The 25,204-nt window shown below is 67.1% G+C and carries 23 protein-coding genes and 1 pseudogene; 18 read left to right on the forward strand and 6 right to left on the reverse strand.

Going from position 1 to position 25,204, the window contains the following annotated elements; translation table 11 throughout:
• From AC27VL_RS18425 to recO, 8 genes and pseudogenes are all read left to right on the forward strand, one after another.
• Positions 1-214: pseudogene (locus AC27VL_RS18425) on the forward strand (anti-sigma factor); the annotation flags it as partial.
• A 76-nt stretch (positions 215-290) separates the two neighbouring features.
• Positions 291-1,829, forward strand: a complete 1,539-nt coding sequence (locus AC27VL_RS18430; protein WP_488767776.1) for a DegQ family serine endoprotease — start codon at positions 291-293, stop codon at positions 1,827-1,829.
• Positions 1,830-2,014: 185 nt separating this feature from the next.
• Positions 2,015-3,808, forward strand: coding sequence for a translation elongation factor 4 (gene lepA, locus AC27VL_RS18435; RefSeq protein ID WP_346560209.1), 1,794 nt, complete (start codon positions 2,015-2,017; stop codon positions 3,806-3,808).
• A gap of 54 nt (positions 3,809-3,862) precedes the next feature.
• Entirely contained in the window at positions 3,863-4,657 is a 795-nt protein-coding gene (gene lepB, locus AC27VL_RS18440; RefSeq protein ID WP_025877111.1) for a signal peptidase I, read from the forward strand.
• Between the two features lie 34 nt (positions 4,658-4,691).
• Positions 4,692-5,075 carry a DUF4845 domain-containing protein gene (locus AC27VL_RS18445; protein ID WP_100553201.1) on the forward strand — a complete coding sequence of 128 codons (384 nt, stop codon included), beginning with the start codon at positions 4,692-4,694 and terminating at the stop codon, positions 5,073-5,075.
• Positions 5,065-5,745, forward strand: a complete 681-nt coding sequence (gene rnc, locus AC27VL_RS18450; protein ID WP_032977092.1) for a ribonuclease III — start codon at positions 5,065-5,067, stop codon at positions 5,743-5,745. The genes AC27VL_RS18445 and rnc overlap by 11 nt, the downstream gene beginning before the upstream one ends.
• Positions 5,742-6,638 (forward strand): GTPase Era, encoded by an 897-nt coding sequence (gene era, locus AC27VL_RS18455; protein ID WP_025877117.1) that lies wholly within the window; start codon positions 5,742-5,744, stop codon positions 6,636-6,638. Before rnc ends, era begins: the two co-directional genes overlap by 4 nt.
• Before the next feature lie 18 nt (positions 6,639-6,656).
• The gene (recO, locus tag AC27VL_RS18460) at positions 6,657-7,376 is read left to right on the forward strand and encodes a DNA repair protein RecO (RefSeq protein WP_488767780.1); all 720 of its coding nucleotides are present in this window, start codon (positions 6,657-6,659) and stop codon (positions 7,374-7,376) included.
• Between the two features lie 684 nt (positions 7,377-8,060).
• On the opposite strand, the gene AC27VL_RS18465 is transcribed toward recO, so the two are convergent.
• Positions 8,061-8,783 carry an Hpt domain-containing response regulator gene (locus tag AC27VL_RS18465; RefSeq protein WP_099819109.1) on the reverse strand — a complete coding sequence of 241 codons (723 nt, stop codon included), beginning with the start codon at positions 8,781-8,783 and terminating at the stop codon, positions 8,061-8,063.
• Positions 8,784-8,911: 128 nt separating this feature from the next.
• On the opposite strand from AC27VL_RS18465, the gene rlmD reads away from it, so the two are divergent.
• The gene (gene rlmD / locus AC27VL_RS18470) at positions 8,912-10,246 is read left to right on the forward strand and encodes a 23S rRNA (uracil(1939)-C(5))-methyltransferase RlmD (protein ID WP_099818938.1); all 1,335 of its coding nucleotides are present in this window, start codon (positions 8,912-8,914) and stop codon (positions 10,244-10,246) included.
• A 49-nt stretch (positions 10,247-10,295) separates the two neighbouring features.
• On the opposite strand, the gene AC27VL_RS18475 is transcribed toward rlmD, so the two are convergent.
• The gene (locus tag AC27VL_RS18475; RefSeq protein ID WP_488767783.1) at positions 10,296-10,916 is read right to left on the reverse strand and encodes a hypothetical protein; all 621 of its coding nucleotides are present in this window, start codon (positions 10,914-10,916) and stop codon (positions 10,296-10,298) included.
• A gap of 93 nt (positions 10,917-11,009) precedes the next feature.
• Between AC27VL_RS18475 and AC27VL_RS18480 the strand changes: the two genes are divergently transcribed.
• The 8 genes from AC27VL_RS18480 (at position 11,010) to AC27VL_RS18515 (ending at position 17,239) form a co-directional block, all read left to right on the forward strand.
• Complete coding sequence (locus tag AC27VL_RS18480; RefSeq protein WP_191078824.1) at positions 11,010-11,495, forward strand: CYTH domain-containing protein; 486 nt, start codon at positions 11,010-11,012, stop codon at positions 11,493-11,495.
• Between the two features lie 92 nt (positions 11,496-11,587).
• Positions 11,588-12,292: a DsbA family oxidoreductase gene (locus AC27VL_RS18485; RefSeq protein WP_488767785.1), complete on the forward strand. Its 705-nt coding sequence runs from the start codon at positions 11,588-11,590 to the stop codon at positions 12,290-12,292.
• A 162-nt stretch (positions 12,293-12,454) separates the two neighbouring features.
• The gene (gene nagZ, locus AC27VL_RS18490) at positions 12,455-13,462 is read left to right on the forward strand and encodes a beta-N-acetylhexosaminidase (RefSeq protein WP_100553197.1); all 1,008 of its coding nucleotides are present in this window, start codon (positions 12,455-12,457) and stop codon (positions 13,460-13,462) included.
• Positions 13,462-14,016 (forward strand): hypoxanthine-guanine phosphoribosyltransferase, encoded by a 555-nt coding sequence (locus AC27VL_RS18495; protein WP_025879180.1) that lies wholly within the window; start codon positions 13,462-13,464, stop codon positions 14,014-14,016. Before nagZ ends, AC27VL_RS18495 begins: the two co-directional genes overlap by 1 nt.
• An 81-nt stretch (positions 14,017-14,097) precedes the next feature.
• Entirely contained in the window at positions 14,098-14,844 is a 747-nt protein-coding gene (locus AC27VL_RS18500; RefSeq protein ID WP_099818943.1) for an S-methyl-5'-thioinosine phosphorylase, read from the forward strand.
• An 88-nt stretch (positions 14,845-14,932) separates the two neighbouring features.
• Positions 14,933-15,139, forward strand: coding sequence for a transcription antiterminator/RNA stability regulator CspE (gene cspE, locus AC27VL_RS18505; protein WP_019183439.1), 207 nt, complete (start codon positions 14,933-14,935; stop codon positions 15,137-15,139).
• A 384-nt stretch (positions 15,140-15,523) separates the two neighbouring features.
• Entirely contained in the window at positions 15,524-16,792 is a 1,269-nt protein-coding gene (locus tag AC27VL_RS18510) for an FAD-dependent oxidoreductase (RefSeq protein WP_100554173.1), read from the forward strand.
• 177 nt (positions 16,793-16,969) lie between these two features.
• A complete protein-coding gene (locus AC27VL_RS18515) occupies positions 16,970-17,239 on the forward strand; it encodes a hypothetical protein (RefSeq protein WP_100554172.1) in 270 nt (89 codons plus the stop codon).
• Between the two features lie 33 nt (positions 17,240-17,272).
• Here AC27VL_RS18515 and pdeM read toward each other — a convergent pair whose 3' ends face one another.
• The 4 genes from pdeM to AC27VL_RS18535 are packed head-to-tail and all read right to left on the reverse strand — an operon-like array spanning position 17,273 to position 22,962.
• Positions 17,273-17,914, reverse strand: coding sequence for a ligase-associated DNA damage response endonuclease PdeM (gene pdeM, locus AC27VL_RS18520; protein ID WP_488767789.1), 642 nt, complete (start codon positions 17,912-17,914; stop codon positions 17,273-17,275).
• On the reverse strand, positions 17,904-20,363 hold the full coding sequence (locus AC27VL_RS18525) for a ligase-associated DNA damage response DEXH box helicase (RefSeq protein ID WP_488767791.1): 2,460 nt from the start codon (positions 20,361-20,363) through the stop codon (positions 17,904-17,906). The genes pdeM and AC27VL_RS18525 overlap by 11 nt, the downstream gene beginning before the upstream one ends.
• The gene (locus AC27VL_RS18530; RefSeq protein WP_100553195.1) at positions 20,360-21,967 is read right to left on the reverse strand and encodes an ATP-dependent DNA ligase; all 1,608 of its coding nucleotides are present in this window, start codon (positions 21,965-21,967) and stop codon (positions 20,360-20,362) included. The genes AC27VL_RS18525 and AC27VL_RS18530 overlap by 4 nt, the downstream gene beginning before the upstream one ends.
• Positions 21,964-22,962: a ligase-associated DNA damage response exonuclease gene (locus AC27VL_RS18535; RefSeq protein ID WP_191078817.1), complete on the reverse strand. Its 999-nt coding sequence runs from the start codon at positions 22,960-22,962 to the stop codon at positions 21,964-21,966. Before AC27VL_RS18535 ends, AC27VL_RS18530 begins: the two co-directional genes overlap by 4 nt.
• 114 nt (positions 22,963-23,076) lie before the next feature.
• Between AC27VL_RS18535 and AC27VL_RS18540 the strand changes: the two genes are divergently transcribed.
• The gene (locus AC27VL_RS18540; RefSeq protein WP_488767794.1) at positions 23,077-24,714 is read left to right on the forward strand and encodes an acyl-CoA dehydrogenase family protein; all 1,638 of its coding nucleotides are present in this window, start codon (positions 23,077-23,079) and stop codon (positions 24,712-24,714) included.
• Positions 24,715-25,204 lie beyond the last annotated feature (490 nt).

The raw sequence follows: 25,204 nt of genomic DNA on the forward strand, positions 1-25,204 counted from the left end.
GACCCCGACCGTGCCCGCCAGTAGCGCGCGCAACCTGCCATTTGGCGAGGTCGGCAGCTTGCAGGCACGGCCGTGGCCGCGTTCCAGCCTGGCGCCCGCCGCCGGTGGCGCTCTCAATGCCAGCTTCCCGGCCCATGCCGGTGGCGCCGCGTTCTATCCATTCGAGCCACGCCTGCAGGACGACCTGCCGGCGTCGCAGCGCCCGCGCGACTGAGCCGGGTGCCGTCCCACGCCCCGCCGTCGGCGGGGCGCTTCTTTCCCTTTCCATCCGACCCGGAGGTTGCCGTCCGATGACTCCCCGACTGCGCACACATGCCATTGGCCTGTTCGCCCTGACCCTGCCGCTGGTGGCCTGCGCCCAACCGGCGGCGCCTGCCGCCCAGCCGCAGGCCGCAGCCGCTGCTGCGGCGCCCCGCGCACCGGCGCAACCGTTGGTCAGCGGTCTGCCTGATTTCACCAATCTGGTGGAACAGGTCGGCCCCGGTGTGGTCAACGTCGACACCACCATCGTCCGCAGCAACCGCCAGGCACGGGGCGGCATGGGCCCGGGTGATGACGAGATGCCCGAGTTCTTCCGCCGCTTCTTCGGCCCGGATTTCCCGATGCCGGGGCAGGGGCCCGGTGGCCAGGACGGTGGACCCAGCATCAAGGGCCGCGGCATGGGCTCGGGCTTCATCATTTCGCCTGACGGCTACGTGCTGACCAATTACCACGTGGTCGCCGACGCCAGTGAAGTGAAGGTCAAGCTCGGCGATCGTCGCGAGTTCACCGCCAAGGTGGTCGGCAGCGACCAGCAGTACGACGTGGCCCTGCTGAAGATCGACGGCAAGAACCTGCCGACCGTGCGCGTGGGTGATTCCAACAGCCTGAAGCCCGGTCAGTGGGTTGTCGCGATCGGCTCGCCGTTCGGCCTCGACCACTCGGTCACCGCCGGCGTGGTCAGCGCCCTCGGCCGCAACACCGGTGGGCCGGATCAGCGCTATGTGCCGTTCATCCAGACCGACGTGGCGATCAACCAGGGCAATTCCGGCGGTCCGCTGCTGAACACCCGCGGTGAAGTGGTCGGCATCAACTCGCAGATCTTCTCGGCCTCGGGTGGCTACATGGGCATCAGCTTCGCGATCCCGATCGACCTGGCGATGAGCGCGGTCGAGCAGATCAAGAAGACCGGCAAGGTCACCCGTGGCCAGCTCGGCGCGGTGGTCCAGGAAATCGACGGCCTGAAGGCACAGGCGATGGGCCTGCCCGACAGCCGTGGTGCACTGGTCAACCAGATCGTGCCGGACAGCGCTGCGGCCAAGGCCGGGGTCAAGATCGGAGACGTCATCCGCACGGTGAATGGTGCGCCGGTCAACAGCTGGTCTGACCTGCCGCCGCTGATCGGTGCGATGGCGCCGGGCAGCCGCGTCACCCTGGGCGTGATCCGCGACGGCAAGCCGCGTGACCTGAGCGCGACCCTGACTGCCCTGGCCGAGGATGCGCAGGGCAATGCCCGCAGCCCGTCCGCAGGCAATGACACGGCCGCTCCGCAGACCGGTGCCAATGCCCTGCTGGGGCTGGAGGTTGCCGATCTGACCGCGCCGCAGCGCAAGCAGCTGGGTCTTGAGGCGGGCGAAGGTGTCCGCATCACCGCAGTGAAGGGCGAAGGCGCCCGTGATGCCGGCCTGTCCGGCGGCATGGTGATCCTGCAGGTGGCAAGCACCCCGGTCGGCAGCGTGGAAAGCCTGAACCGTGCACTGTCCGGGTACAAGAAGGGCGACGTGGTCATGCTGCTGGTCCGTACCGGCAGCGGCAACAGCGCCTTTGTGGCGGTCAAGGCCGGCCCGTAACAACGGATGGCCGCCTTCATGGCGGCCCTTGTGGTATCCCCGAAGCCCCGCCCCGGCGGGGCTTCGGCCATTCCGGGGGCGGTCCGGCCAGGCCAACCACGCGGCCACCCTCCGGGCGTGCGATAATCGACCGTTACCCTGACGACGCCGCGCGCCGCCGCCACCTCTCTATGTCCTCTGATTCGATGCGGAACATCCGCAACTTCTCCATCATCGCCCACGTCGACCACGGCAAGTCCACGCTGGCCGACCGCATCATCCAGCTCTGTGGCGGCCTCCAGGCCCGCGAGATGGAAGCGCAGGTGCTCGACTCCAACCCGATCGAGCGCGAGCGTGGCATCACGATCAAGGCGCAGTCGGTGTCGCTGCCGTACGTGGCGAAGGACGGCCAGACCTACCATCTGAACTTCATCGACACCCCCGGCCACGTCGACTTCTCCTATGAAGTCAGCCGCTCGCTGGCCGCCTGCGAGGGCGCGCTGCTGGTGGTCGATGCAGCGCAGGGTGTGGAGGCGCAGTCGGTGGCCAACTGCTACACCGCGGTGGAGCAGGGGCTGGAAGTGGTGCCGGTGATCAACAAGATCGACCTGCCCACCGCCGATATCGAGCGTGCCAAGGCCGAGATCGAGGCCGTGATCGGCATCGATGCCAGCGACGCAGTCCCGGTCAGTGCCAAGACCGGCCTGAACGTGGTCGACGTGCTGGAAGCGATCGTGCATCGCATTCCGGCGCCGGTGCCGCGTGATACCGACAAGCTGCAGGCGCTGATCATCGACTCGTGGTTCGACAACTACCTGGGCGTGGTCTCGCTGGTGCGCGTGATGCAGGGCGAGATCAAGGCCGGCGACAAGCTGCAGGTGATGTCCACCGGCCGCAACCACCAGGTCGACAACGTCGGTGTGTTCACCCCCAAGCGCAAGGTGCTGCCGGTACTGCGCGCGGGCGAAGTGGGCTGGGTCACCGCCAGCATCAAGGACGTGCATGGCGCGCCCGTCGGTGACACCCTCACCCTCGCTGCCGACCCGGCGCCGAAGCCGTTGCCGGGCTTCCAGGAAATGCAGCCGCGCGTGTTCGCCGGCCTGTTCCCGGTCGATGCCGAGGATTACCCGGACCTGCGCGAAGCGCTGGATAAACTGCGCCTGAACGATGCCGCGCTGCGCTTCGAGCCGGAAAGCTCCGAAGCGATGGGCTTCGGTTTCCGCTGCGGCTTCCTCGGCATGCTGCACATGGAAATCGTGCAGGAACGCCTGGAACGCGAATACAACCTGGACCTGATCAGCACCGCGCCGACGGTGGTGTATGAAGTCCTGAAGACCGATGGCACGATCATCAACATGGACAACCCGGCCAAGCTGCCGCCGGTGAACCATGTGCAGGAGATCCGCGAGCCGATCATCCGCGCCAACGTGCTCACCCCCGAGGAGTACATCGGCAACATCATCAAGCTGTGCGAAGAAAAGCGCGGCAGCCAGCTCGGCATCAATTACCTGGGCAGCCAGGTGCAGATCAGCTACGAGCTGCCGATGGCCGAAGTGGTGCTGGACTTCTTCGACAAGCTGAAGTCGGTCAGCCGTGGCTATGCCTCGCTGGACTATCACTTCGTGCGCTTCGATGCCGGCCCGTTCGTGCGCGTGGACGTGCTGATCAATGGCGACAAGGTCGATGCGCTGTCGCTGATCGTGCACCGCAGCCATGCCGATCGTCGTGGTCGCGAGCTGTGCGAGAAGATGAAGGACCTGATCCCGCGCCAGCAGTTCGACGTCGCCATCCAGGCCGCCGTCGGCTCGCAGATCATCTCGCGCACCACGGTCAAGGCCATGCGCAAGAACGTTCTGGCCAAGTGCTATGGTGGCGACGTTTCGCGCAAGAAGAAGCTTCTGGAAAAGCAGAAGGAAGGCAAGAAGCGCATGAAGCAGGTCGGCCGCGTGGAAATTCCGCAGGAAGCCTTCCTGGCCGTGCTGCAGATGGACAACAAATAAGCCCCGAAACCGGCCTTCGGGCCGATCGTCCGGTGACGTTGCAAAGGACCCTGAATGAAACTGTTTGAGATCCTCCTGGTCGTGCTGACCCTGGCCTCCGGCCTGATCCTGCTGGCCGACAAGCTGTACCTGGCCAAGCGTCGCGCCCAGCGCGCCGGCCTGCTCGACACCGAGCCGGTGCTGGTGGACTACTCGCGTGCGTTCTTCCCGGTGCTGGCGATCGTGCTGATCGTGCGCAGCTTCATCGCCGAGCCGTACAAGATCCCGTCCAGCTCGATGATGCCGAACCTGCTGATCGGCGATTTCATCCTGGTCAACAAGTTCTCCTACGGCCTGCGCCTGCCGATCACCAATACCCGCTTCGTGCCGGTCGGCGATCCGGCCCGCGGTGACGTGGTGGTGTTCCACTTCCCCGGCCATGGCGACAACGACCCGGCCAAGGGCGAGAACTTCATCAAGCGCGTGATCGGCGTGCCGGGTGACACCGTGGTGTTCGAAGGCGACGGCGTGATCCTCAACGGCGAGCCGCTGAAGTACGACAACAAGGGCATCTACGCCGGCCACAAGGGCCAGGGCGAGGGCGCCAACCTGCTGGTCGAGCACCTGCCGGGCCGCACCCACACCGTGCTGGAGACCGACTATCCGCGTGGCCAGGGCCAGTGGACCGTACCGGCCGGCAAGTACCTGGTGATGGGCGACAATCGCGACAACAGCGACGACGGCCGTTTCTGGGGCCTGCTGCCGGAAGAGAACCTGCGCGGCAAGGCATTCCTGATCTGGCTGAACTGCCAGGGCTGGTTCTGCAAGGACGGATTCGAACCGTCGCGGATCGGCTCGAGCATCAACTGACTTCACATCCACTCGCGTATCTGGGGAGAACGCAATGAAGACGATGAACACGCAGCGCGGCATGACCCTGACTTCGTTCCTGGTAGTCCTGATCGTGGTTGGCTTCTTCCTCTACGTCGGCATGAAGCTGTTCCCGATGTACCAGGAGTATTACGCGGTGCGCTCGGCGATGAAGAGCCTGGCCAAGGAACCCGGTATCGGCAGCATGGCGCCGGCCAACATCCAGGACCTGTTCTTCAAGCGGCTGTACATCAACTACTCGGACAATGTGAAGCCGGCCAACGTCAAGTTCGACCGTCGCGACAATGGCTGGACCCTCAAGGTCAACTACGAAGTGCGCCGCCCGCTGGTCGGCAACCTGGACGTGGTTGGCAAATTCGATTCTTCCCAGGACCTGACCCGTAGCGGTGCCGAATAAATCTTTCCAACGTGAAGACCTGATCGGTCATGCCTTCCGCGATCCAGACCTGCTCAAGCAGGCGCTGACCCATCGCAGTGCCGGCGCGCCGCATAACGAGCGGCTGGAATTCCTTGGCGACAGCATCGTCAACATGATGGTCGCCGAGGCGTTGTACCTGCGCTGGCCCAAGGCAGACGAAGGCGCGATGACCCGCGCCCGCGCCGAGCTGGTGCGCGAGGGTGCGCTGGCGGTGATCGCGCGGACCCTGCAGCTGGGCGACCGGCTGACGATGGGGCCTGGCGAAATGAAGTCCGGCGGCCATCGCCGCGACTCGACCCTGGCCGATGCATTCGAGGCCGTGGTCGCGGCGATCTACCTGGACGTGGGCTTTGAAGCCTGCCGGGCGATGGTCCTGCCCTGGTTTGCCGCCTCGATGGAGGCGCTGCCGGCCACCGGGCGACCGGAGAAGGATCCCAAGACCCGCCTGCAGGAATGGCTGCAGGGCCGACAGAAGGCGTTGCCTCAGTACGAACTGGTGTCAGAATCCGGTGACGACCACGCCAAACACTTCCGGGTACGCTGCAACGTAGCCGACCCCGCCGCCAGCACCGAGGGCGAAGGCTCCTCGCGGCGGATCGCCGAACAACAAGCGGCTGCGGCCGTCCTTGAACAACTGGATTCCAAGTGAGCGAACAAACTCCCCATCATTGCGGCAGCGTGGCCGTCATCGGCCGCCCGAACGTGGGCAAATCGACCCTGACCAATGCGTTGGTCGGGGCCAAGGTCAGCATCGTGTCCAACCGGCCGCAGACCACCCGTCACCGCCTGCTGGGCATCGCCACCTACCCGGAAGGGCAGCTGGTGCTGGTCGATACACCTGGTCTGCACAAGGTGCAGAAGCGGGCGATGAACCGGGTCATGAACCGCGCCGCCCGCGGTTCGCTGGAAGGCGTCGACGCCGGCCTGCTGGTGATCGAAGCCGGACGCTGGGACGAAGAGGACAGCCTGGCCTTCAACGTGCTGCGCGACGCCGGTATCCCGGTGGTGCTGGTGGTCAACAAGATCGACCGCATGAAGGACAAGGGCGCACTGCTGCCGTTCCTGCAGGAAGTGACCGCCGGCCGTGACTTCTCGTCGGTGCATCCGATTTCGGCGCAGAAGCGCAACGGCCTGGAAGCCCTGGTCCGTGATGTGCTGGCGCTGTTGCCGGAAGCCCCGCCGATGTTCGGCGAAGACGAAATCACCGACCGCAGCCAGCGCTTCCTGGCGGGCGAACTGGTGCGTGAACAGCTGATGCGCCAGTTGGGCGAAGAGCTGCCGTACGCCACCACGGTGGAGATCGAGCGCTTCACCGAGGACGGCAACCTGCTGCGCATCGGTGCGGTGATCTGGGTCGAGCGCGAAGGCCAGAAGGCGATCGTGATCGGCAAGGGCGGCACCCGCCTGAAGGAGATCGGGGCCAAGTCCCGCCTGCAGATGGAGCGTCTGTTCGGGGCCAAGGTGTTCCTGGAAACCTGGGTGCGCGTGCGTGAGGGCTGGTCCGATGACGAGGCCGCGCTGAAGGCCTTCGGCTACGAATAAGCCGCGACGGTCGCTTCGATGCTGATCGAGGACGACACCGGCTTCGTGCTGCATGCGCGGGCCTATCGCGAGACCAGCTTGCTGGTCGAGGTATTGAGCGCCGAGCACGGCCGGATCGGCCTGCTCGCGCGCGGCGTTTCCACTGCCAAGGGCCAGGTGCTGCGAGCGGCCCTGCAGCCCCTGCAGTGGATCCGCTTCAGCGCGCTGCAGCGTGGCGAACTGGCCCAGTTGCGCGGTGCTGAAGCGCTGGATGTGGCGCCGCGCCTGCTCGGCCAGGCCATGCTGGCCGGGTTCTATTTGAGTGAACTGACCCTGCGCCTGTCGCCGCGCCAGGATCCGCTGCCGGAGTTGTACCTGGCCTACGGCGAAGCGCGTGCGCGCCTGGCCGTGGGTGCCGGCCTGGCCTGGACCCTGCGTCGTTTCGAACGCGAGCTGCTGGCGGCGCTGGGCGTGGGCTTCGATCTGGAGACCGCCAGCGATGGCCAGCCGATCGACCCGGCGGCGCGCTATGAACTGGAACCGCAGGAAGGACCGCAGCGCCTGCTCAGTGAGCGTGGCGGCGAGCGTCGCGCGGCGGCTACGGGTTCAGCACTGCTGGCCCTGGCAGCTGACGACGAGCCGGACGCCGCCGATCTGGCCAGCCTGCGCCTGCCGATGCGGCGGGTGCTGGCTCATCACCTTGGCGCACGCGGCCTGAAATCGTGGGAGATGCTGGAGCAGCTCGCGCCCAGGCGGTGAGGGGTGTTCGGCAGGGCTTGCAGCCCTGCACCTGCCGAATCAACGTCAACGGCAAGAGCTGGCTATCCGTGGGTAGGCGGGGTGGGTCCGGTGGCAGGGGACGCCGTAAATACGTCCCTGTAGGCTCGGTCGCCGCATCCATGCGGCTCACGCCCCTGCCACCGGACCCACCCCGCCTTCGACAATTGTCCGCGAGCTGTCGGAACAGCTTTCGGCTCTGGTAGGTGTCGACCTTGGTCGACACGGTAGATCCACGCCATGCGTGGATCTACCAGCTACCGGGAAACTGTCGATGCGGCGACCAAGCCCGCGTGGATGGGGTCACGGCGTCGACAGTTTTCTGCTGCTGTTGGTAGGTGTCGACCTTGGTCGACACGTAGATCCACGCCATGCGTGGATGCTCTTCGTTCAATTGTCGAAATATTCGATTTCGATGGATTCATCCACGCATGGCGTGGATCTACCAGACAACGGGAAACTGTCAGGGGTGGGGCGGCATGGGTTGGCAGGACCGTTGGCGCCATGGATGGCGCCATCGAGCCCCCATGGATGGGTTTACGGCGTGTCCTGCCAGCCCATGCCGCCCCGCCATCCCGCAGGAAGCCGCTTTGGCTTTGGCCGTTGCTTTGGCCGTTGCTCCGGCCGTTGCCTCTGCGGGTGCCGGGCGCAGCCCGGCCGAACCCCTCAGTGCAGCAGGGCCGCTACGGCGGCGCGGAACCCCGCCTGTGCCTGCCCCGATTCGGGCATGTGATGCAGCTGCCGCACCGCCCGCGCCAGTCGCGCGGCACCCACGAACCCGCAGCTGGCCTGCAACCGGTGCAGCTGGCTGCGCAGCTGGCGCTCGTCGTGCTGGTCCACGGCCTGTTCGACCGCGTCGCGCACGCCCGGCAGTTCGGCCAGGAACAGTTCGCGCAGGGCAATCAGGTGGTTGCGCTGGCCATTGAGCGCGGCCAGAGCGGCGGTTTCATCCCAGTCCTCCAGCGCCAGCTCGACCGCCGCTGGCGGCACCGTGGAACCGGCGGGGCTGTTGACCAGCGCACGACGGACCGCCTTCAGCAGCTGGTCGCGGCCCAGCGGCTTGACCAGGGTGTCGCTGAAGCCAGCCTCGCGCAGGCGTGCGTGAATGGCGGCATCGCCGTCGGCGGTGTGCGCCAGCGCCGGGGTGTCCGGGTGCGAGCGGCGCAGCTGGTGCAACAGCTGGGCACCATTGCCATCGGGCAGGTTGACGTCGATCAGCCACAGATCGTGGGCACCAGGCTCGGCGCGCGCTAGGGCGCTGGCCAGTGAGTCGGCGGTGTCCACATCCGCTGGTAACGTTTCCAACGCCGCTTTGAAAAAACCACGGCTGATGATGTCGTCCTCGACAAGCAGGAAGCGGGGTCGACTGGCCCGCGGGGTCATCTGCATCAGGGCTGCCTCCATGTCAGCTGGGGTCAATCATCAAGCACGGCGGCGGCGGGCGCAAGCGGCCAGCGGCCCCGCCGGTCAGGATCTGCGACAATACGGCCCCACTTTTGCCCGCAGCCTGTTGCCACGTGGCCCGATCCCGCTCCCGTATCGACCGTACTCCCTTCCAGACCGAGATCCTCGACCTCAGCCATGATGGTCGCGGTGTTGCCCGCCGTGAAGGCGAGGGCGGCAAGGTCACCTTCATCAGCGGCGCCCTGCCGGGCGAAGTGGTGATGGCCGAACAGACCGCCCGCAGCCGCCACTTCGATGAGGCGCGCACGGTGCAGGTGCTGCAGGCCTCGCCGCAGCGGGTCACCCCCAAGTGCCCGCATTTCGGCACCTGTGCCGGCTGTGTGCTGCAGCACCTGGATGAAGACCAGCAGATCGTCGCCAAGCAGCGCGTGCTGATGGACAACCTGGAGCGCATCGGCCATGTGAAGCCGGGCACCGTGTTGCCGCCGCTGGTCGGCGACAGCTGGGGCTACCGCCGCAAGGGCCGGTTCTCTGTGCGCCGGGTCGAGAAGAAGGACAAGACCCTGGTCGGCTTCCGCGAGCAGGACCCGCGCTTCGTCGCGGACCTGCAGCAGTGCCTGACCGTGATCCCGGAAATCGGTACCAAGGTGGAGGTGCTGTCGACCTTCATCGAATCCCTGGACGGCAAGCGCGACATCCCGCAGATCGAGTTCATCGCCGGTGACCAGGCCGTGGTGCTGACCGTGCGCCACCTGCAGCCGCTGAGTGACGCTGATCGCGCTGCCTGGGCGGCCTTTGGCCAGCAGCAGGGCTTTGTCATCTACCTGCAGTCGGGTGGCGTGGACACCGTGCAGCCGCTGGACGGGCAGGGCGTGGCGCTGTCGTTCCGGCTGGCGCCGTGGGATGTCGAACTGGCGTTCCGTCCGCTGGATTTCATCCAGGTCAATGCCAAGCTCAACGAGAAGATGATCGCCCACGCGCTGGACCTGCTTGAGCCGGGTGCCGACGAGCGCGTGCTGGACCTGTTCTGTGGCTTGGGCAACTTCACCCTGCCGCTGGCACGCAAGGTGCGCGAAGTGGTGGGCGTGGAAGGTGATGCCGGGCTGGTGGCGCGTGCGCGTGAAAACGCCGAGCGCAACGGACTGGCCAACGCGCAGTTCTACAGCGCCGACCTGACCCAGGACCAGCGCAGCACGCCGTGGATGCGCCAGGGCTTCGACAAGCTGCTGCTGGATCCGCCGCGTTCCGGTGCCATCGAAGTGCTGCAGCAGCTGCCGTTGAAGCAGTTCAAGCGCATCGTCTATGTCAGCTGCCATCCGGGCTCGCTGGCCCGCGATGCCGGCTACCTGGTCAACGAACAGGGCTTCACCCTGGTCAGCGCCGGTGCGATGGACATGTTCCCGCATACCGCGCACGTGGAAAGCATCGCGGTGTTCGAAAAGCGTTGATGAATGCAGCGCCGGGGTCTGCCCGGCGCCTGCTGCGGAAGCAACGCGCTCAGTCGGCCGGGGCGTTCTGCCACTGGCCGTCCACGCGCACGAAGGCCATGGACTGCTCGCCGTGCTCGTTGCCGTCGCCCGCGCGCACCGTGCATTCGATGACGGCCCTGTCGCTGGCGACGTCGCAGCTCCTCACGTCCTGCACCTGCAGGGCGCCGGCCGCCTGCTCGTAGCGTGCGCGCAGGGCGGGGTCGGCCTGCTGCTGCGCCTGTGCGGCGATCCGTTCCCGCAGCAGGGCCTGCACCCGATCCTTCGGCGGCGCCGGAACCGGGACATCGCGCTGGTCAGGCAGGGTCCACACGCCGCGCACCAGGGCCAGCCGCAGCAGCTGGGGTCGCGAATTGATACCTGCGCTGGCGGTGGCGATGCAGTCGACGGCATCGCCGGCCTCGGCGGCTGCGCAGCTGTCCAGCGCCTGCAGGCGCGGCCGGAAGGTCTCGGCAACCAAGCGGCTGCTGTCACTGGCGGGGCGGTCGGCAATGGCCTGATCGAACATCCGGTCCATCGCGGCCTGTGCCTGCTGCAGCGATGGCATCGCCGTTGATGCGGCACCTGCGACAGCGCACGGCAGCAGTGCCGACAGGGCAAGACAGCGACGAAGACGACGGGAAAGTGCCATGGGCGACCCTTCCTTGGTTGGGGGCCGCGCAGTGTAGTCGTGCCTGTCGCCGCGCCGATAGGCAGCGTCTGGCGTGAGCCGCATACTGTGCCCATGGGCATTGAAATCGAACGCAAATTCCTCGTCACCCATGATGGGTGGCGCACCGCCGCGCACCGGGTCATTCCGATGGCGCAGGGCTATATCAACGATCTGGGCGCGCTCGACCGCGGCACCCAGAACGCCTCGGTGCGGGTCCGCATCGAAGGCGAGAAGGCCGCACTGAACCTGAAGTCGCGAACGCTGGGCCATACCCGGCAGGAGTTCGACTACCCGATCCCGGTGGAGGATGCGCGCGACCTGCTGGCGCTGTGCGTCGGCGGCCTGATCGACAAGCGCCGGCATCTGGTCGAGTACGCCGGCCTGACCTGGGAAGTAGATGAGTTCCTTGGCGACAACGCCGGCCTGGTGGTTGCCGAAGTCGAGCTCGACAGCGCTGATCAAGCGATCGACCTGCCGGACTGGATCGGCGCTGAGGTGACCGACGACGCGCGCTACTACAACGTGGCGTTGGCCAATAATCCCTATTCACAGTGGTGAAGTAGAGGGGCATCTTGATCCCAGCCGTGCAGAATGCGACTTGATTCCCTCCGTCCCCTTTTTTCGGAGCGAGCAGGCCACATGTCGCAGGGATGAGAATCGACATCTACTCCGACGTGGTCTGCCCCTGGTGCTGGATCGGCAAGCATCGCTTCCAGCAGGGTGTGCAGTTGCTGGGCGCCGACGCGCCCGAACTTGAGATCCACTGGCAGCCGTTCCAGCTCGATCCGGATGCGGACGCCACCCCGGTGCCGCTGCGCGAGGCCTATGAACGCAAGTTCGGCGGTGCCGAGCGCACCGAGCAGATTCTTGGCCAGACACAGACCACTGCGCGGGCCGAAGGCCTGCCGATGGACTTCGGCCAGGGCCAGGTGCGGGTAACCACGCTGCCGGCGCATCGCCTGCTGTGGCTGGCGGGCCAGCACGGCGTGCAGGAGGCGGTCGGCGAGGCGCTGTTCCGCGCCCACTTCGAGCATGGGCGGAATCTGGCCGACCCGGCGGTGCTGGTCGAGGCCGGCGCCGCAGGTGGTCTGGGCGCAGATGAGATCCAGCAGATGCTGGCCGGCGATCGTGGCCTGGCCGAAGTGGAAGCGGGCCTGGCGCAGGCCCATGCCCTGGGTATCTCCTCGGTGCCCACCTTCGTCATCGACGGCCGCTGGGCCGTATCCGGAGCCCAGCCCCCGGAAGCCTTCGCCAACGCGCTGCGCCAGATTGCCGCCGAGAAGGCGGGGCAGGGCGCGCAGGGTGCCCCGGATGACAGCGGCGACGCCTGCGGCGCGGACGGCTGCAAGGTCTGACCGGACCGCAAAAGGGGACGGAGGGGATTAAGTCGTATTCGCCACCAGTGGGTCGATTGCGCGTTAATCCCCTCCGTCCCCTTTTTTGACCACTGCGCCTGTTGGCCGGTTCTGCGACAATGCGGCACTGCGCCATGCGGGCGCCCGTTGTGGAGATCGACCATGCTGCTGATCGGCGTTGCCGGCACTGAACTGACCGCCCAGGAGCGTGACTGGCTGCAGCACGATGCTGTGGCCGGGGTGGTGCTGTTCAAGCGCAACTTCGCTTCGCGTCAGCAGGTGACCGAACTGTCGGCGGCAATCCGCGCTGCCGCACCGCGCCCGCAGTTGATCTGCGTGGACCAGGAAGGGGGGCGCGTGCAGCGCTTCCGTGAGGGCTTCAGCGAGCTGCCCCCGCTGCAGGACATTGGTGTCCAGTACGCCAAGGACCCCGACGCTGCGCTGGCACTTGCCGAGCAGCACGCCTGGCTGATGGCCAGTGAAGTGCGTGCCAGCGGCGTGGACCTGAGCTTCGCGCCGGTGGTCGACCTTGGCCGTGGCAATCGCGCCATCGGCAACCGTGCCTTCAGTGAAGACCCGCAGGTCGTGGCCGCGTTCACCGCCGCCTATGTGCGTGGCATGCACGCGGTCGGCATGGCCGCCACCCTCAAGCATTTCCCCGGCCATGGCACCGTGCTGGAAGACACCCATGTGGATACCGCGATCGATCCGCGTGCGCTGGATGAACTGCGCGCACAGGATCTGGTCCCGTTCGCGGCCGGTATCGCCGCCGGCGCCGATGCAGTGATGATGGCGCACGTGATCTATCCGCAGGTCGCGCCGGAACCCGCTGGCTACTCGCCGCGCTGGATCCAGCAGATTCTGCGTGACGAGCTCGGCTTCCGCGGCGTGGTGTTCTCCGATGACATCGGCATGGCCGCCTCGCACAGCGCCGGTGGCGTGCCGGCGCGCGTGCACGCGCACCTGGATGCCGGCTGCGATGTGGTGCTGGTCTGCCACCCGGAACTGGTCGATGAAGCCCTGCACGCGGTGCAGGGACGCTCCCTCAATACCGCTGCGCTGCTGGGCCTGCTCGGCCGCGGCGCGCTTGGCTGGGATGGCCTGCTGGCCGATGCCCGCCATGGCGACACCCAATCCCGTCTGCTTCAAACCCTTGGAAGAACCGTCTGATGCCGAACCTCACCATTTCCCAGGCCCTGGCCCAAGCTGACCTGCTGGTCGACCGTCCCACCATCGACAAGGCCATTGCCGGCATCGCCGACGCCATCGCGCGCGATTACCAGGGCGAGGTGCCGCTGTTCCTGTCGATCATGCATGGTGCGCTGCCGTTCGCAGGCCAGCTGGCACTGGAACTGGGCGCGCGTGGCCAGGACGTGCAGTTCGATTACCTGCACGCCACCCGTTACCGCGGCGAGACCACCGGTGGCGACCTGGTGTGGAAGCACAAGCCGGCCACCGCGCTGTTCGGTCGCCGCGTGCTGCTGGTCGATGACATCCTCGACGAGGGTTACACCCTGCAGGGCGTGCGCACCTGGTGCCTGGAGCAGGGCGCGACCGACGTGCGCATTGCCGCGATGACCGTGAAGAAGCACGATCGCGCGCTGCCGGACGTCACCGCCGACTACGCCGGCATCGAACTGCCGGATCGCTACGTGTTCGGTTTCGGCATGGACGTCAACGAAACCCTGCGCTGCGTGCCGGCCATCTACGCGATGAAGGAATAACAACGCGGCCGCCTGCGGCCTGCGTTTCCTGCCGCCGGCATCCTCGGGTGCCGGCGTTCTTTTTTCTCTGGAGTGCTTTTCATGCAACAGATCGCCCTGGCCGTGATTGGCGGCACCGGTGTCTACAACCTGGCCAAGCTTGACGACGTGCAGACCCACGAAGTCTCGACCCGTTTCGGACAGCCGTCCGGCCCGGTGCGGGTCGGGACATTGCTTGGTCATCGCGTGGCTTTCCTGGCGCGCCACGGTGAAGGTCATTCGCTGCCGCCGCACAAGATCAACTACCGCGCCAACCTGGCCGCGCTGCAGCAGATCGGCGCGCAACGGGTGTTGGCACTGAATACCGTGGGCGGCATCGGTGACGATTTCGGTCCGCGCGTGCTGGCCTGTCCGGATCAGGTAATCGATTACACCTGGGGTCGGATCAGCACGATCTGCGAAGAAGAAGGCACCGACGTGGTGCACGTCGACTTCGGCCATCCGTACACGCCGATGCTGCGCAGCAAGATCCTGGCGGCGGCGAAGGTGACCGGCGTGAAGGTCCACGATGGCGGTTGCTACGGCGCAACGCAGGGCCCGCGACTGGAAACCATCGCTGAAATCGCGCGTATGCGCCGCGATGGTTGCGACCTGGTGGGCATGACCGGCATGCCCGAAGCGGCGCTGGCACGCGAGCTGGGGCTGGATTACGCCTGCCTGGCGATCGTTGCCAACTGGGCCGCCGGGTGCGGTGACGGCGAGGAAATCACCATGGCCGAAGTACTGGCCAATGTGCAGGCCGCCAGCAACGGACTTCCGGAACTGGTCGGCGAATTGGCGCGGGGGTGATTGTCTTCGCGTAACAAGCTTTGCATACTCAGCTTGTGCGCGGGTTCAGCGTACACCACCCATTCATTGCATAAGGTCACGCATCACCATGCCGAACGGTACCGTCAAGTGGTTCAACGACGCCAAGGGATTTGGCTTCATCTCGCCGGAGGACGGCAGCGCCGACGTCTTCGCGCACTTCTCCGCGATCAACTCCAAGGGCTTCCGCAGTCTGCAGGAAGGCCAGAAGGTCACCTACGACGTGACCCAGGGCCCGAAGGGCGCCCAGGCCTCGAACATCGTTCCGGCCGAGTGATCCACTCGATAGTGCGTTGAAAACCCCGCTTCGGCGGGGTTTTTTTTTGCGGGCCGTGAACGTGAAGATGCCCTTGCTGTGGGAGCGCCTGTCCTTGCGTGCGAATGTCCCCCGGCGCCGGCCTGCGGCCATCGCCTCCTCCTTTACTTCGCACGCAAGGACAGGCGCTCCCGTTGCGGAATCGCGCGCGCCAGCAGAGGCCATGAAAGCCGAGCGCCGCCACCACTGCAGGCTCTCCTGCGAAGTAAAGGAGGAGGCAGCCGCGCAGAGGCTGCCGGGGGACATTCGCAGGAGAGCCGGCAGTGGTGGTGGAGCCCGATGCAAATCTGCTCGGAAGAGGAGGCGGTCGATGTACCGCCCCTGCGCCGATGGCACAATGCGGGCATGACGGAACGACTGCGCATCGCCGTAATTGGATACGGCACCGCTGGCCAGGCATTGGCCATCCTGCTCATCCGTGATGGCCACGAGGTGGAGATCTTCGAACGCGTGCCGACGCCAGGGCCGGTGGGCGCGGGGTTCCTGCTGCAACCCAGCGGACTGCAGGTGCTGTGGCAGATGGGCCTGCTCGATGCGGTGCGTGGCTACGCCATGCCGGTGCGCCGGCTGTATGGCGATACCCCGTGCGAGCGCGCGGTGATGGACATGGGCTATGACGGCCTGGATGCGCGCCTGCATGGCCTGGGCATGCAGCGGGGCGCGTTGTTCTCGGTGCTGGACCAGGCGCGGGAAGGCGCCGGCGAACTGCACGTCGGTACGACCATCGTCGAGGTCGACCACCAGCAGGGGTGCTTGCGCGACAGCGACGGCCGCACGCATGGACCGTTCGATCTGGTGGTTGCCGCCGACGGCGCTGCATCCACGCTGCGCAACGGTATCGACGGCGGCGCGGCGCTGGACCGGGTGTACCCGTGGGGCGCGCTGTGGTGCCTGTTGCCGGCCGAAGACTGGCCGCACATGCAGCAGCTGCGGCAGCGCTACGTCGCCGCGCGCAAGATGATCGGCCTGCTGCCGGTGGGTACCCGGCCGGGTGACGATACGCCTCGCCTGAGCTTCTTCTGGAGCCTGCCGCGCGCGGATTTCGAGCGCTGGCAGGGCGACGGCATGGCGCCCTGGCTGGAAGAACTGCATGCGCTGTGGCCACAGGCGGGCGCGCGCTTTACCCATCTGCAGGACGCTGGGCAACTGGCGCGGGCGGTGTACCGCGATGCCGTGATGAAGCGTTGGCATCAGGGCCGGCTGGTACTGGTCGGTGATGCAGCACATGCGATGAGCCCGCAGCTGGGGCAGGGCGTGAACATGGCGCTGCTGGATGCGTTGGCACTGCGCGACGCGTTGCGCACCCATGGTGGCGGTGAACCGGCATTACAGGCCTATCAGGCGCAACGGCGTGCGCACGTGGCGGTGTATCAGCGCTGGAGCCGCTGGCTGACGCCGTTGTTCCAGTCCGATCGTGATGCGTGGGCGAAAGCCCGTGACGTGTTGCTGGGGCCGATGGGACGACTGCCTGGCGGGCGCGGGCACATGCTGCGCGTGCTCAGCGGTACCCAGCACGGGTGGCTGGGCGCGTTGCCGCTCGATCCAGCATTCATCGACGCGCTGGCCGCCGCGCCCTCGGCCGCACAGAGCGTGGCAATTCCGGCCACCGCGTGAATCTTTCGTCACGTCGATTAACGATTACCTCACCCCGTATATGCGACAAGAGATGAGCACGCGGCAGCCGCGTCGCCCGTTTTCCTTTTCGTGATCGATCATCGCGTGGCCCGGGTGGCATCGCCGTCGCTGCCTGCTGCGGCCCGGATGTGCCGCACGATGCACGAGGAGGACGCCATGTTGTTCGCGGTCGAGAAGCTGGAATCGGAAATCTGCAAGCTGCGCGGTCTGCTGCGGATGCTGCACGAGGACCAGCCCGACGTACTGGAAGATGTGTTCGAGTTCCATGTCGGCAGTTTGATCAGCCACGCATCACCGGAAAGCCACGACCATATCCGCGCCTGCGCCCACGAGATGCTGGTGGCGATACAGGCGCTGCCGCGCCACGCTGACGAGGAAGTGTCGGATTTCAGCCTGATGCCCGGGATCGTCGCCCGCCCGTCGTAATGCAGGGCAGGCCTCGACGCAGGCCTCAACGAGTCAGCGAACCGGCAGCGGCACCACGCTGTCTTCCACACAGGCGAGCAGCTGTTCGCCCGGTGCCAGTACAGGCACGACACCGGCGGTGAACGCCGAGAACGCCGGCAGGACGGTGATGCCCTGGCGCAGCCAGAACGCGGGGAAGCGTCGACGCAGTGCCGGCAACGCAACCTGCGGGTGCACATGGCCGGCCAGCACGTGCGCGGAGGCATCGGCCAGCGGCTCGTGCCGCAACAGGAACGGCCCCAAGCGTGCGTCGTCATGCATCTGCACCTGCAGCGCGGCCTTCGGCAGATCACGGTCGTGATTGCCGCGTACCACGTGGATGTCCAGCGCAGCATGCTGCTCGCGCCAACCAAGCCATTGCTGATACCAGGCCGCGCGATGCGCCGGGCCATGCAGGACGTCGCCGAGGATCCATAGTTGCTGGCACTGGTGCAGGGTCACCATGTCCTGCAGGCGCTGCAGGTCATTGCCGGTACCGCCGGCCGGCAAGGCGATTCCCGCACGCCGGAATACGTCTGCCTTGCCCAGGTGCAGGTCGGCGATCAACAGCGTACGACGCGCCGGCCACAGCAGCGCCCGACCGCCCAGCAGCAGCATCGACTCACCGCCCAGCTGCAGCGGCAGATCAGCGGCCATGGCGGCGCTCCAGCTGCTGCGCGGCACGCTGCACGCGCGTGCGCCAGTCTTCATTGCTGAACTGCCCACGCAGGCGCTCGGCCCACAGAGGAAACGCCAACGGGGTCAGCGACGATGGCTGCTGCAGCGACAACGAACGTGTGGCGATGCCGGCCAGCACCTGCTGCAGCCCGGGCAGATCCAAGCTGTCGTGCAGCACTTCATGCTCGGCCAGTGCCAACAGCAGATGCTCCGGGTCGTGCTCGCGCAGCACGTCATGCAGCAGACCGGCGGAGGCCTGCAGCTGGCGCAGCGAGCGTGGCATGCCACCTGGCAGGCTGGGCACCAGCAGGCCCGACACGCGTGCGATGCCGCGGAACTGACGGCGCGCCAGCTCGCCCAGGTTCACCGCTTCGCGCAGGTCCGGCAGCAGACCTGCAGCGTCCAGCATCGCCCGCCAGTCCTGTTCCTGCAGTTCCACCGGCGTTGCCGGCGCGAGCACCAGACCATGGTCGTTCACCGCATAGCCGATGCTGTTGCGCTGCTGCCGGGTGCAGCGCAGGGCAAGCAGCGCGGCCAACGCTTCGTGCACATGGCGGCCCGCAAAGGGATAGACGAACAGGAACTGGCCCTCGCGTCGGCGCACGTCTTCCACCAGCAGGTGGCCGGGCGATGGCGGCGCAGACAGCTGCGACTGCAACGCCAGCAGCGGCGCAAGCCAGCGCGACTCCACGCTCTGGTCGGCGCCTGACAGCACCATCTCCAGTTCGCGCCCCAGTGGCATCGACAACGGCAACTGCCCGCCCTGCCAGCGCGGCACCACGCCATCACCACCGCCACGTGCCACACGCACGAACGCGGTCATGTCGCGCAGCTGCACCAGCTCCAGCAGGCGTCCTGCAAACTGGAAGCGGTCGCCCCGGCGCAGGCGGCTGGCGAACTGCTCTTCCACCGCGCCCAGGCTGCCGCCACGCAGGAACTGCACGCGCACGCTGCCGTCGCTGCTGATGGTGCCGATCGACAGCCGATGGCGCAGCGCCTGGCGGCGATCGGGCATGCGGTAGATGCCATCGGCATCGCGCACCACCTTGTGGAACTCCGGATACCGGGACAGCGCACGTCCGCCCTGCACGATGAAATCGAGCACGGCATTCCATTGCGCGTCTTCCAGCGCGGCGAAGGCATGCGTGCCACGAACCTGTTGCAGCAGTGCATCGGCGTCGAAGCCGCCAGCCAGTGCGCGGCTGACCGCGTGCTGGGCTAATACATCCAGCGACAAGGTGGGAGGACGTCGTGCTTCGATCACCCCGTCATGCAGCGCGCGTCGGGCAGCCGCGTACTCGGCCAGTTCCAGCGCGTTGCTGGGAATGCACAGTATTTCGCCACTGGCACCGGGCCGATGGCGCGCACGCCCGGCCCGCTGGCGCAGGCGGGCCACACCCTTTGGGCTGCCCAGCTGCAGCACCTGGTCCACTTCCGGAAAGTCCACGCCCAGATCCAGGCTGGACGTGGCCACCACGCACCGCAGCGTGCCGGCACGCAGTCCGTCTTCAACCTGCTGGCGCAGCGTGGGATCCAATGAGCCGTGGTGCAGGGCGAGCGTACCGGCATCTTCCGGCCACACCGCTGCGAGGGCCTGGTGCCACAGTTCCGCCTGCGCACGTGTGTTGGTGAAGAGCAGGCTGCTGCGCGCGCGGAACACTGCATCCAGCACGCGCGGAAGCTGGGAAAGGCCTAGATGCCCGGCCCACGGAAAGCGTTCGCCGGGTTCGGGCAGCAGGCTGCGTATCGTCACCGGCCGCTGCCGTGCGCCCTCCACGATCGGTGCCTGGGGCCGGTGTGGCAGCAGTACGTCGCGTGCCTGCGGCAGGTTGCCCAATGTTGCCGACAGCCCCCACAGCTGCATCGTGGGGGCTGCCTCACGCAACAGCGCCAGGTTCAACTGCAGCAGCACGCCGCGCTTGTTGCCCAGCAGTTCGTGCCATTCGTCCACCACCACGCAGCGCAGCTGGCGCATGCGCTCAAGGGTGTCGGGATAGCTGAGCAACAGCGCCAGCGACTCCGGTGTGGTCACCAGTACATCGATACGACCTTCGCGGGCCAGGCGCCTGTCGCGGTTGCTGGCATCGCCGCTGCGCAGCCCCACGCGCCAGCCCAGGCCAAGGCCATCGATCGGTGCCTGCAGCGCGCGTGCGGTATCGCTGGCCAGCGCACGCAGCGGCGTCACCCACAGCACCTGCAGCGGGCGTACCGCGCTGGCACGACGCGGTGTGGGGGGCGGGTCGAGCATCGCCTGCAGCAAGGGGCCGCCGAACATGGCAAGGGTCTTGCCGCTGCCGGTGGGGGTGTGCAGCAGGCCCGATTCGCCAGCCAGGTAGTGTCGCCACATCGCGCGCTGGAAGGGCAGGGGGCGCCAGCCGCGGCTGCCGAACCAGTCTTTCAGGCGCTGCAGCGCTTCACTGCGCTTCATCGCGCCAGCGCCTGCAACTGGGCGAGGTGGTCGGCTTCGGCAGCCGGTTTGTCGTGGCGCCAGCGCAGGATGCGTGGAAAGCGCACGGCAATGCCGGACTTGTGGCGCGCGCTGCGGTTTACCGCTTCGAAGCCGAGTTCGAACACCTGCTCGGCACTGACGCTGCGTACCGGGCCGAAGCGCTCGCGGGTATGCGCGCGGATCCAACGATCAAGGGCGAGGATTTCCTTGTCGTCCAGACCGGAATAGGCCTTGGCCACCGGAACCAGCGTGTCGCCGTCCCAGACCCCGAAGGTGTAGTCGGTGTAGAGCGTGCTGCGCCGGCCATGACCCGCCTGTGCATACAGCAGTACGGCATCGATGGTGAGCGGCTCGACCTTCCACTTCCACCAGTCGCCGCGGCGACGCCCGGACTGGTAGATCGAATCGCGGCGCTTCAGCATCAGCCCTTCCACGCCGCGCTCGCGCGATGCTTCGCGCAGCTGCGCGGCATGCTGCCAATCGACGGCGGTCACCTCGGGCGACAGCTGGATGCGCGGATCGCCGAGCAGGCCGACCACCTCGGCCAACTGCGCGCGACGTTGCTGCAGTGGCAGCGCACGCAGGTCTTCACCGTCGCGTTCAAGCAGATCGTAGGCGAGCACGCGCACCGGTGTGTTGCGCAGGGTGGCGGCGCCGGGTTTGCGGCGCTGGATGCGGGTCTGCAGCGCGGTGAATGCGCGCGGAAGATTGTCAGCGTCGTCCCATGCCAGCAGCTCTCCATCCAGCACGCAGCCATCGGGCAGCAATGCGGCGGCCTGTTCGATCTCAGGGAAGCGACCGTCCAGCCGTTCTTCGCCGCGTGACCACAATGCCACCTCACCCTGGCGCCGCAGCAGCTGCAGGCGGATGCCATCCCACTTCCATTCCAGCAGCCAGTTGCTGATCTCGCCCAGCCGCTCGGTGGGCTCACCTTCCAGCGGTGAGGCGAGGAAGAATGGATAGGGCTGCTGGCGATCGGTCGGCAGTTCTTCGGCAGACAACAAAGTGGCCAGCAGGCCGGGGGAGGGCACCCAGTCGCCGAGCATGCGCTGGGCGATGCGGGCGATGTCCAGCCCGGACCATTCGGCCAATGCCTGCTGCACCACGCGCTGCGACACGCCAACGCGCAGTGCGCCGGTCAGCAGCTTGTTGAAGACCAGGCGTTCGGCCGATGCAAGCTGTCGCCAGCCCTCGACTACAGCGGCACGACGCACGGGCTCCGGCTGGTTGGCGACGGCAAGCAGGTGCTGTTCGATCCAGTCGGCCAGGGGGCGATCCTCGCCTTCGCTGGCAGGATCATCCAGCAGCAGCGTGAGCGTTTCGGCAAGGTCGCCGACCTGCGCGTAGCTGTCCTCGACCAGCCATGGCGGCAGGCCGGATTCTTCAGCGATCCACGTCCGCAGTTCGCCACTGCCTGCGATCTTGCGGCGCGCGCCGCCCACCTTGCCACCGCTGAGCAGGTACAGCGCCCACGCCGCGTCGTGCGGTCGTGCATGCTGGAAGTAGTCGATCAATGCCGCGCGCTTGTCCAGCGTCGCGGTGCTGCGATCCAGCCGCTGGTACAGCGCGGCGAAGGCCTTCATTCCTCGCCTCCGAAATCGGTGCGGAAGGCTTCGGCGGCAATGCCGCGTTCGCGCAGGTACGGAATCAGCGCATCGGTGTTGCCGTGGGTGGCGATGATCCTCCGCGCCCCGGTCTGCGTGATGGTCTGCAGCAACGCAGGCCAGTCGGCATGGTCGGAGATCACGAAGCCACGGTCGACGTTGCGGCGGCGGCGGTTGCCGCGCAACTGCATCCAGCCCGAGGCGAAGCCGAGCTGGTGGCGGCCGAACCGGCGCAGCCAGGGCGTGCCGGCGGCCGAGGGTGGCGCCAGGATCAGCTGGCCTGCGGCATCGGGCTGACGTCCCTGCTCGGCAACCGTGAGCGTTTCCAGCATCGGTACACCGGCCTGGCGATAGACGGCGACGCCGTTGGCGATGGCGCCATGCAGCCAGGCAGGCTGGTCATCCACCGCGCGCAGCTCGGCAAGCACACGTTGCGCCTTGCCCAGTGCATAACAGAGCAGCACGGCCGCTTCCCCACGCTGCGCACACTCGCGACGCCAGGCGGCGATCTCGGCCGCCACTGCGCGGGTATCGGGCCAGCGATAGATCGGCAGCGCAAAGGTCGCTTCGGTGATGAAGGTATCGCAGGGCACCACTTCGAACGGTGTGCAGGTGGGATCGGGTTGCCGCTTGTAGTCGCCCGATGCCACCCAGACCTGCTCGCCGTCGTCGATGCGCACCTGCGATGAGCCGAGCACGTGACCGGCTGGATGCAGCGATACCTGCACCCGGCCCAATGCGAACGGCACGCCCTCGGCATGTGCGTGCAGCGGCACATCGCCCAGGCGCCAGCGCAGGATCGGCACGCTGCCGGTGCTGCAGTGGTACTCGCCCATGCCGGGTCGCGCATGATCGCCATGGCCATGGGTGATGACCGCGCGCGGTACCGGCCGCCAGGGATCGATATGGAAATCGCCTGCCGCGCAGTACAGCCCTTCCGGCCGCAGTACCACCAGATCGTCATTGCCTGCCATGCCATCACTGTGGCGTGGCGGTCGTGCACGCGGCGAGAATCGGCCTGAACGCGGGGTTGCCGGACGATACGGCACAATCGGGCCGCACACCTCTTGCCGGCGGGGAAGGAACCGATGAGTGGACCGAGCTTCAACAGCAGCGCTCCCTACGAAACCCACGTGGTGCTCAACCAGCCGCCACCGTTCGCCGGTCGCCAGTTGTGGACCGACGACATCGCACTGATGGAGGCCGTGCAGCGCGAGGGTGCGGCAGCGTTCGCGCCACGCCTGGCGGTGTACGGAGGGTTGGCTGGCGACGAGCTGTACCGCATCGGCTTCGACGCCAACCGCGACCGCCCACGCCTTCGCACGCACGATGCGCAGGGCCATCGCATCGATACCGTGGAATTCCATCCGGCGTACCACCAGCTGATGCAGACGGCGAAGGAGCATGGCGTTGCAGGACTGTCCTGGCATGAGCCGCAGCCCGGCGCCCATGTCGCGCGCGCTGCACTGAGCTACCTGCACCACCAGGCCGAGGCAGGCACCAGCTGCCCGCTGACCATGACCCATGCCGCAGTGGCCGTGCTGCGCGGGCAGCCGCATCTGGCCGAGTGGTCGCGCAAGGCCGCTGCACCGGTATACGACCCGCGTGATGTGCCGGTGGCCGACAAGGCCGGCATCACCCTGGGCATGGGCATGACCGAGAAGCAGGGCGGCTCGGACGTGCGCGCCAACACCACCCGCGCCGAACCCATCGATGGCGAGCGCTATCGACTGGTCGGGCACAAGTGGTTCTTCTCCGCACCGATGTGCGATGGCTTCCTGGTACTGGCGCAGGCGCCGGCCGGATTGACCTGCCTGTTGATGCCACGGCGGCTGGCCGACGGCGATCGCAATGCGTTCCGCCTGATGCGCTTGAAGGACAAGCTGGGCGACTGGGCCAACGCCTCCAGTGAAGTGGAGTTCTGCGGTGCGCAGGCCTGGCGGGTGGGCGAGGAAGGGCGTGGCGTGGCCACCATCATCGGCATGGTGATGATGACCCGGCTGGACTGCATGCTGGGCGCTGCGGCGGAAATGCGCATGGCGCTGGCACAGGCGCTGCATCACGCGCGGCATCGACGCACCTTTGGCAAGCCACTGATGGACCATCCGTTGATGGCCAACGTGCTGGCCGATCTGGCGCTGGAATCGGAAGCCGCCACGGTGCTGGCGATGCGTATCGCGCGCGCGGTCGATCACACCGGCAGCGATCCGGCCGAGGCCGCGCTTGCGCGGCTGGGTACGGCATTGGGCAAGTACTGGATATGCAAGCGTGCGCCTGCGTTCGTCAACGAAGCACAGGAATGCCTGGGCGGTGCCGGCTACGTGGAGGAATCGATGTTGCCGCGGCTTTACCGGCAGGCGCCGTTGAATTCGATCTGGGAGGGCAGCGGCAACATCCAGTGCCTGGATGTGCTGCGCGCGCTGGCGCGCGAACCGGAGGTGCTGGCGGCACTGCGCGGTGAACTGGAGGCGGTGGCCGACCGTGATGCGCGCTATGCGGCGGCGCTGCAGCAGTGGCGCGATGCGGCGGCACCGGAGGAGGCACAGGCGCGGGTGTTCTGCGAACGCACGGCCTTGCTGCTGCAGGCGGCGTTGTTGCTGCGTGCACACAGTCCGATGGCAGAAGCATTCATCCGCAGCCGGCTGCAGGGCGAACATGGGTTGGCATTCGGCACGCTGCCGGCCGGGGTGGATGTGGCGGGGATGCTGGCGCGCGCGCTGCCGTAAGTGACAGCCAACGGCGAAGCCCCTGGTGGTGGTCGGCGCGGAGTCTGCATCGTGAGCGGGCCGTGCGGATGGGCTGCGCAGGGGACGCCGTGAACCCATCCCTGGGGGCTTGGCCGCGGCATCCATGCCGCGGACACCCCTGCGCAGCCCACCCGCGCGGCCTTGGACGGCTTCCGTGCGCGTCCAGCACGGAATCAACAGAAGAAGCGAAAAGCAGAAAGCAGAAAAGCCGCGGCGATGCCGCGGCTTTTCCTGTAGAGCCGAGCCCGTGCTCGGCTTTTCCGGTAGCGCCGGGCCATGCCCGGCGAACGCGAAGGCCTTAGTGCTTGGCTTCTTCCTTGGCGGCGGTGGCCTTGGCGTCGTCGGCCACATCGCGAGCCTTGTCGGCGACCTTCTGCGCGGCATCGGCAGTGGCGTCGCTGGCGTGCGCGGCGGCATCGGTCGCTGCGACCTTGGCCTTGTCGGCCGCGTTGGCGGTGGCGGCGGCAGC

The organism is Stenotrophomonas sp. 14P6.2.3 (genome assembly GCF_057799055.1).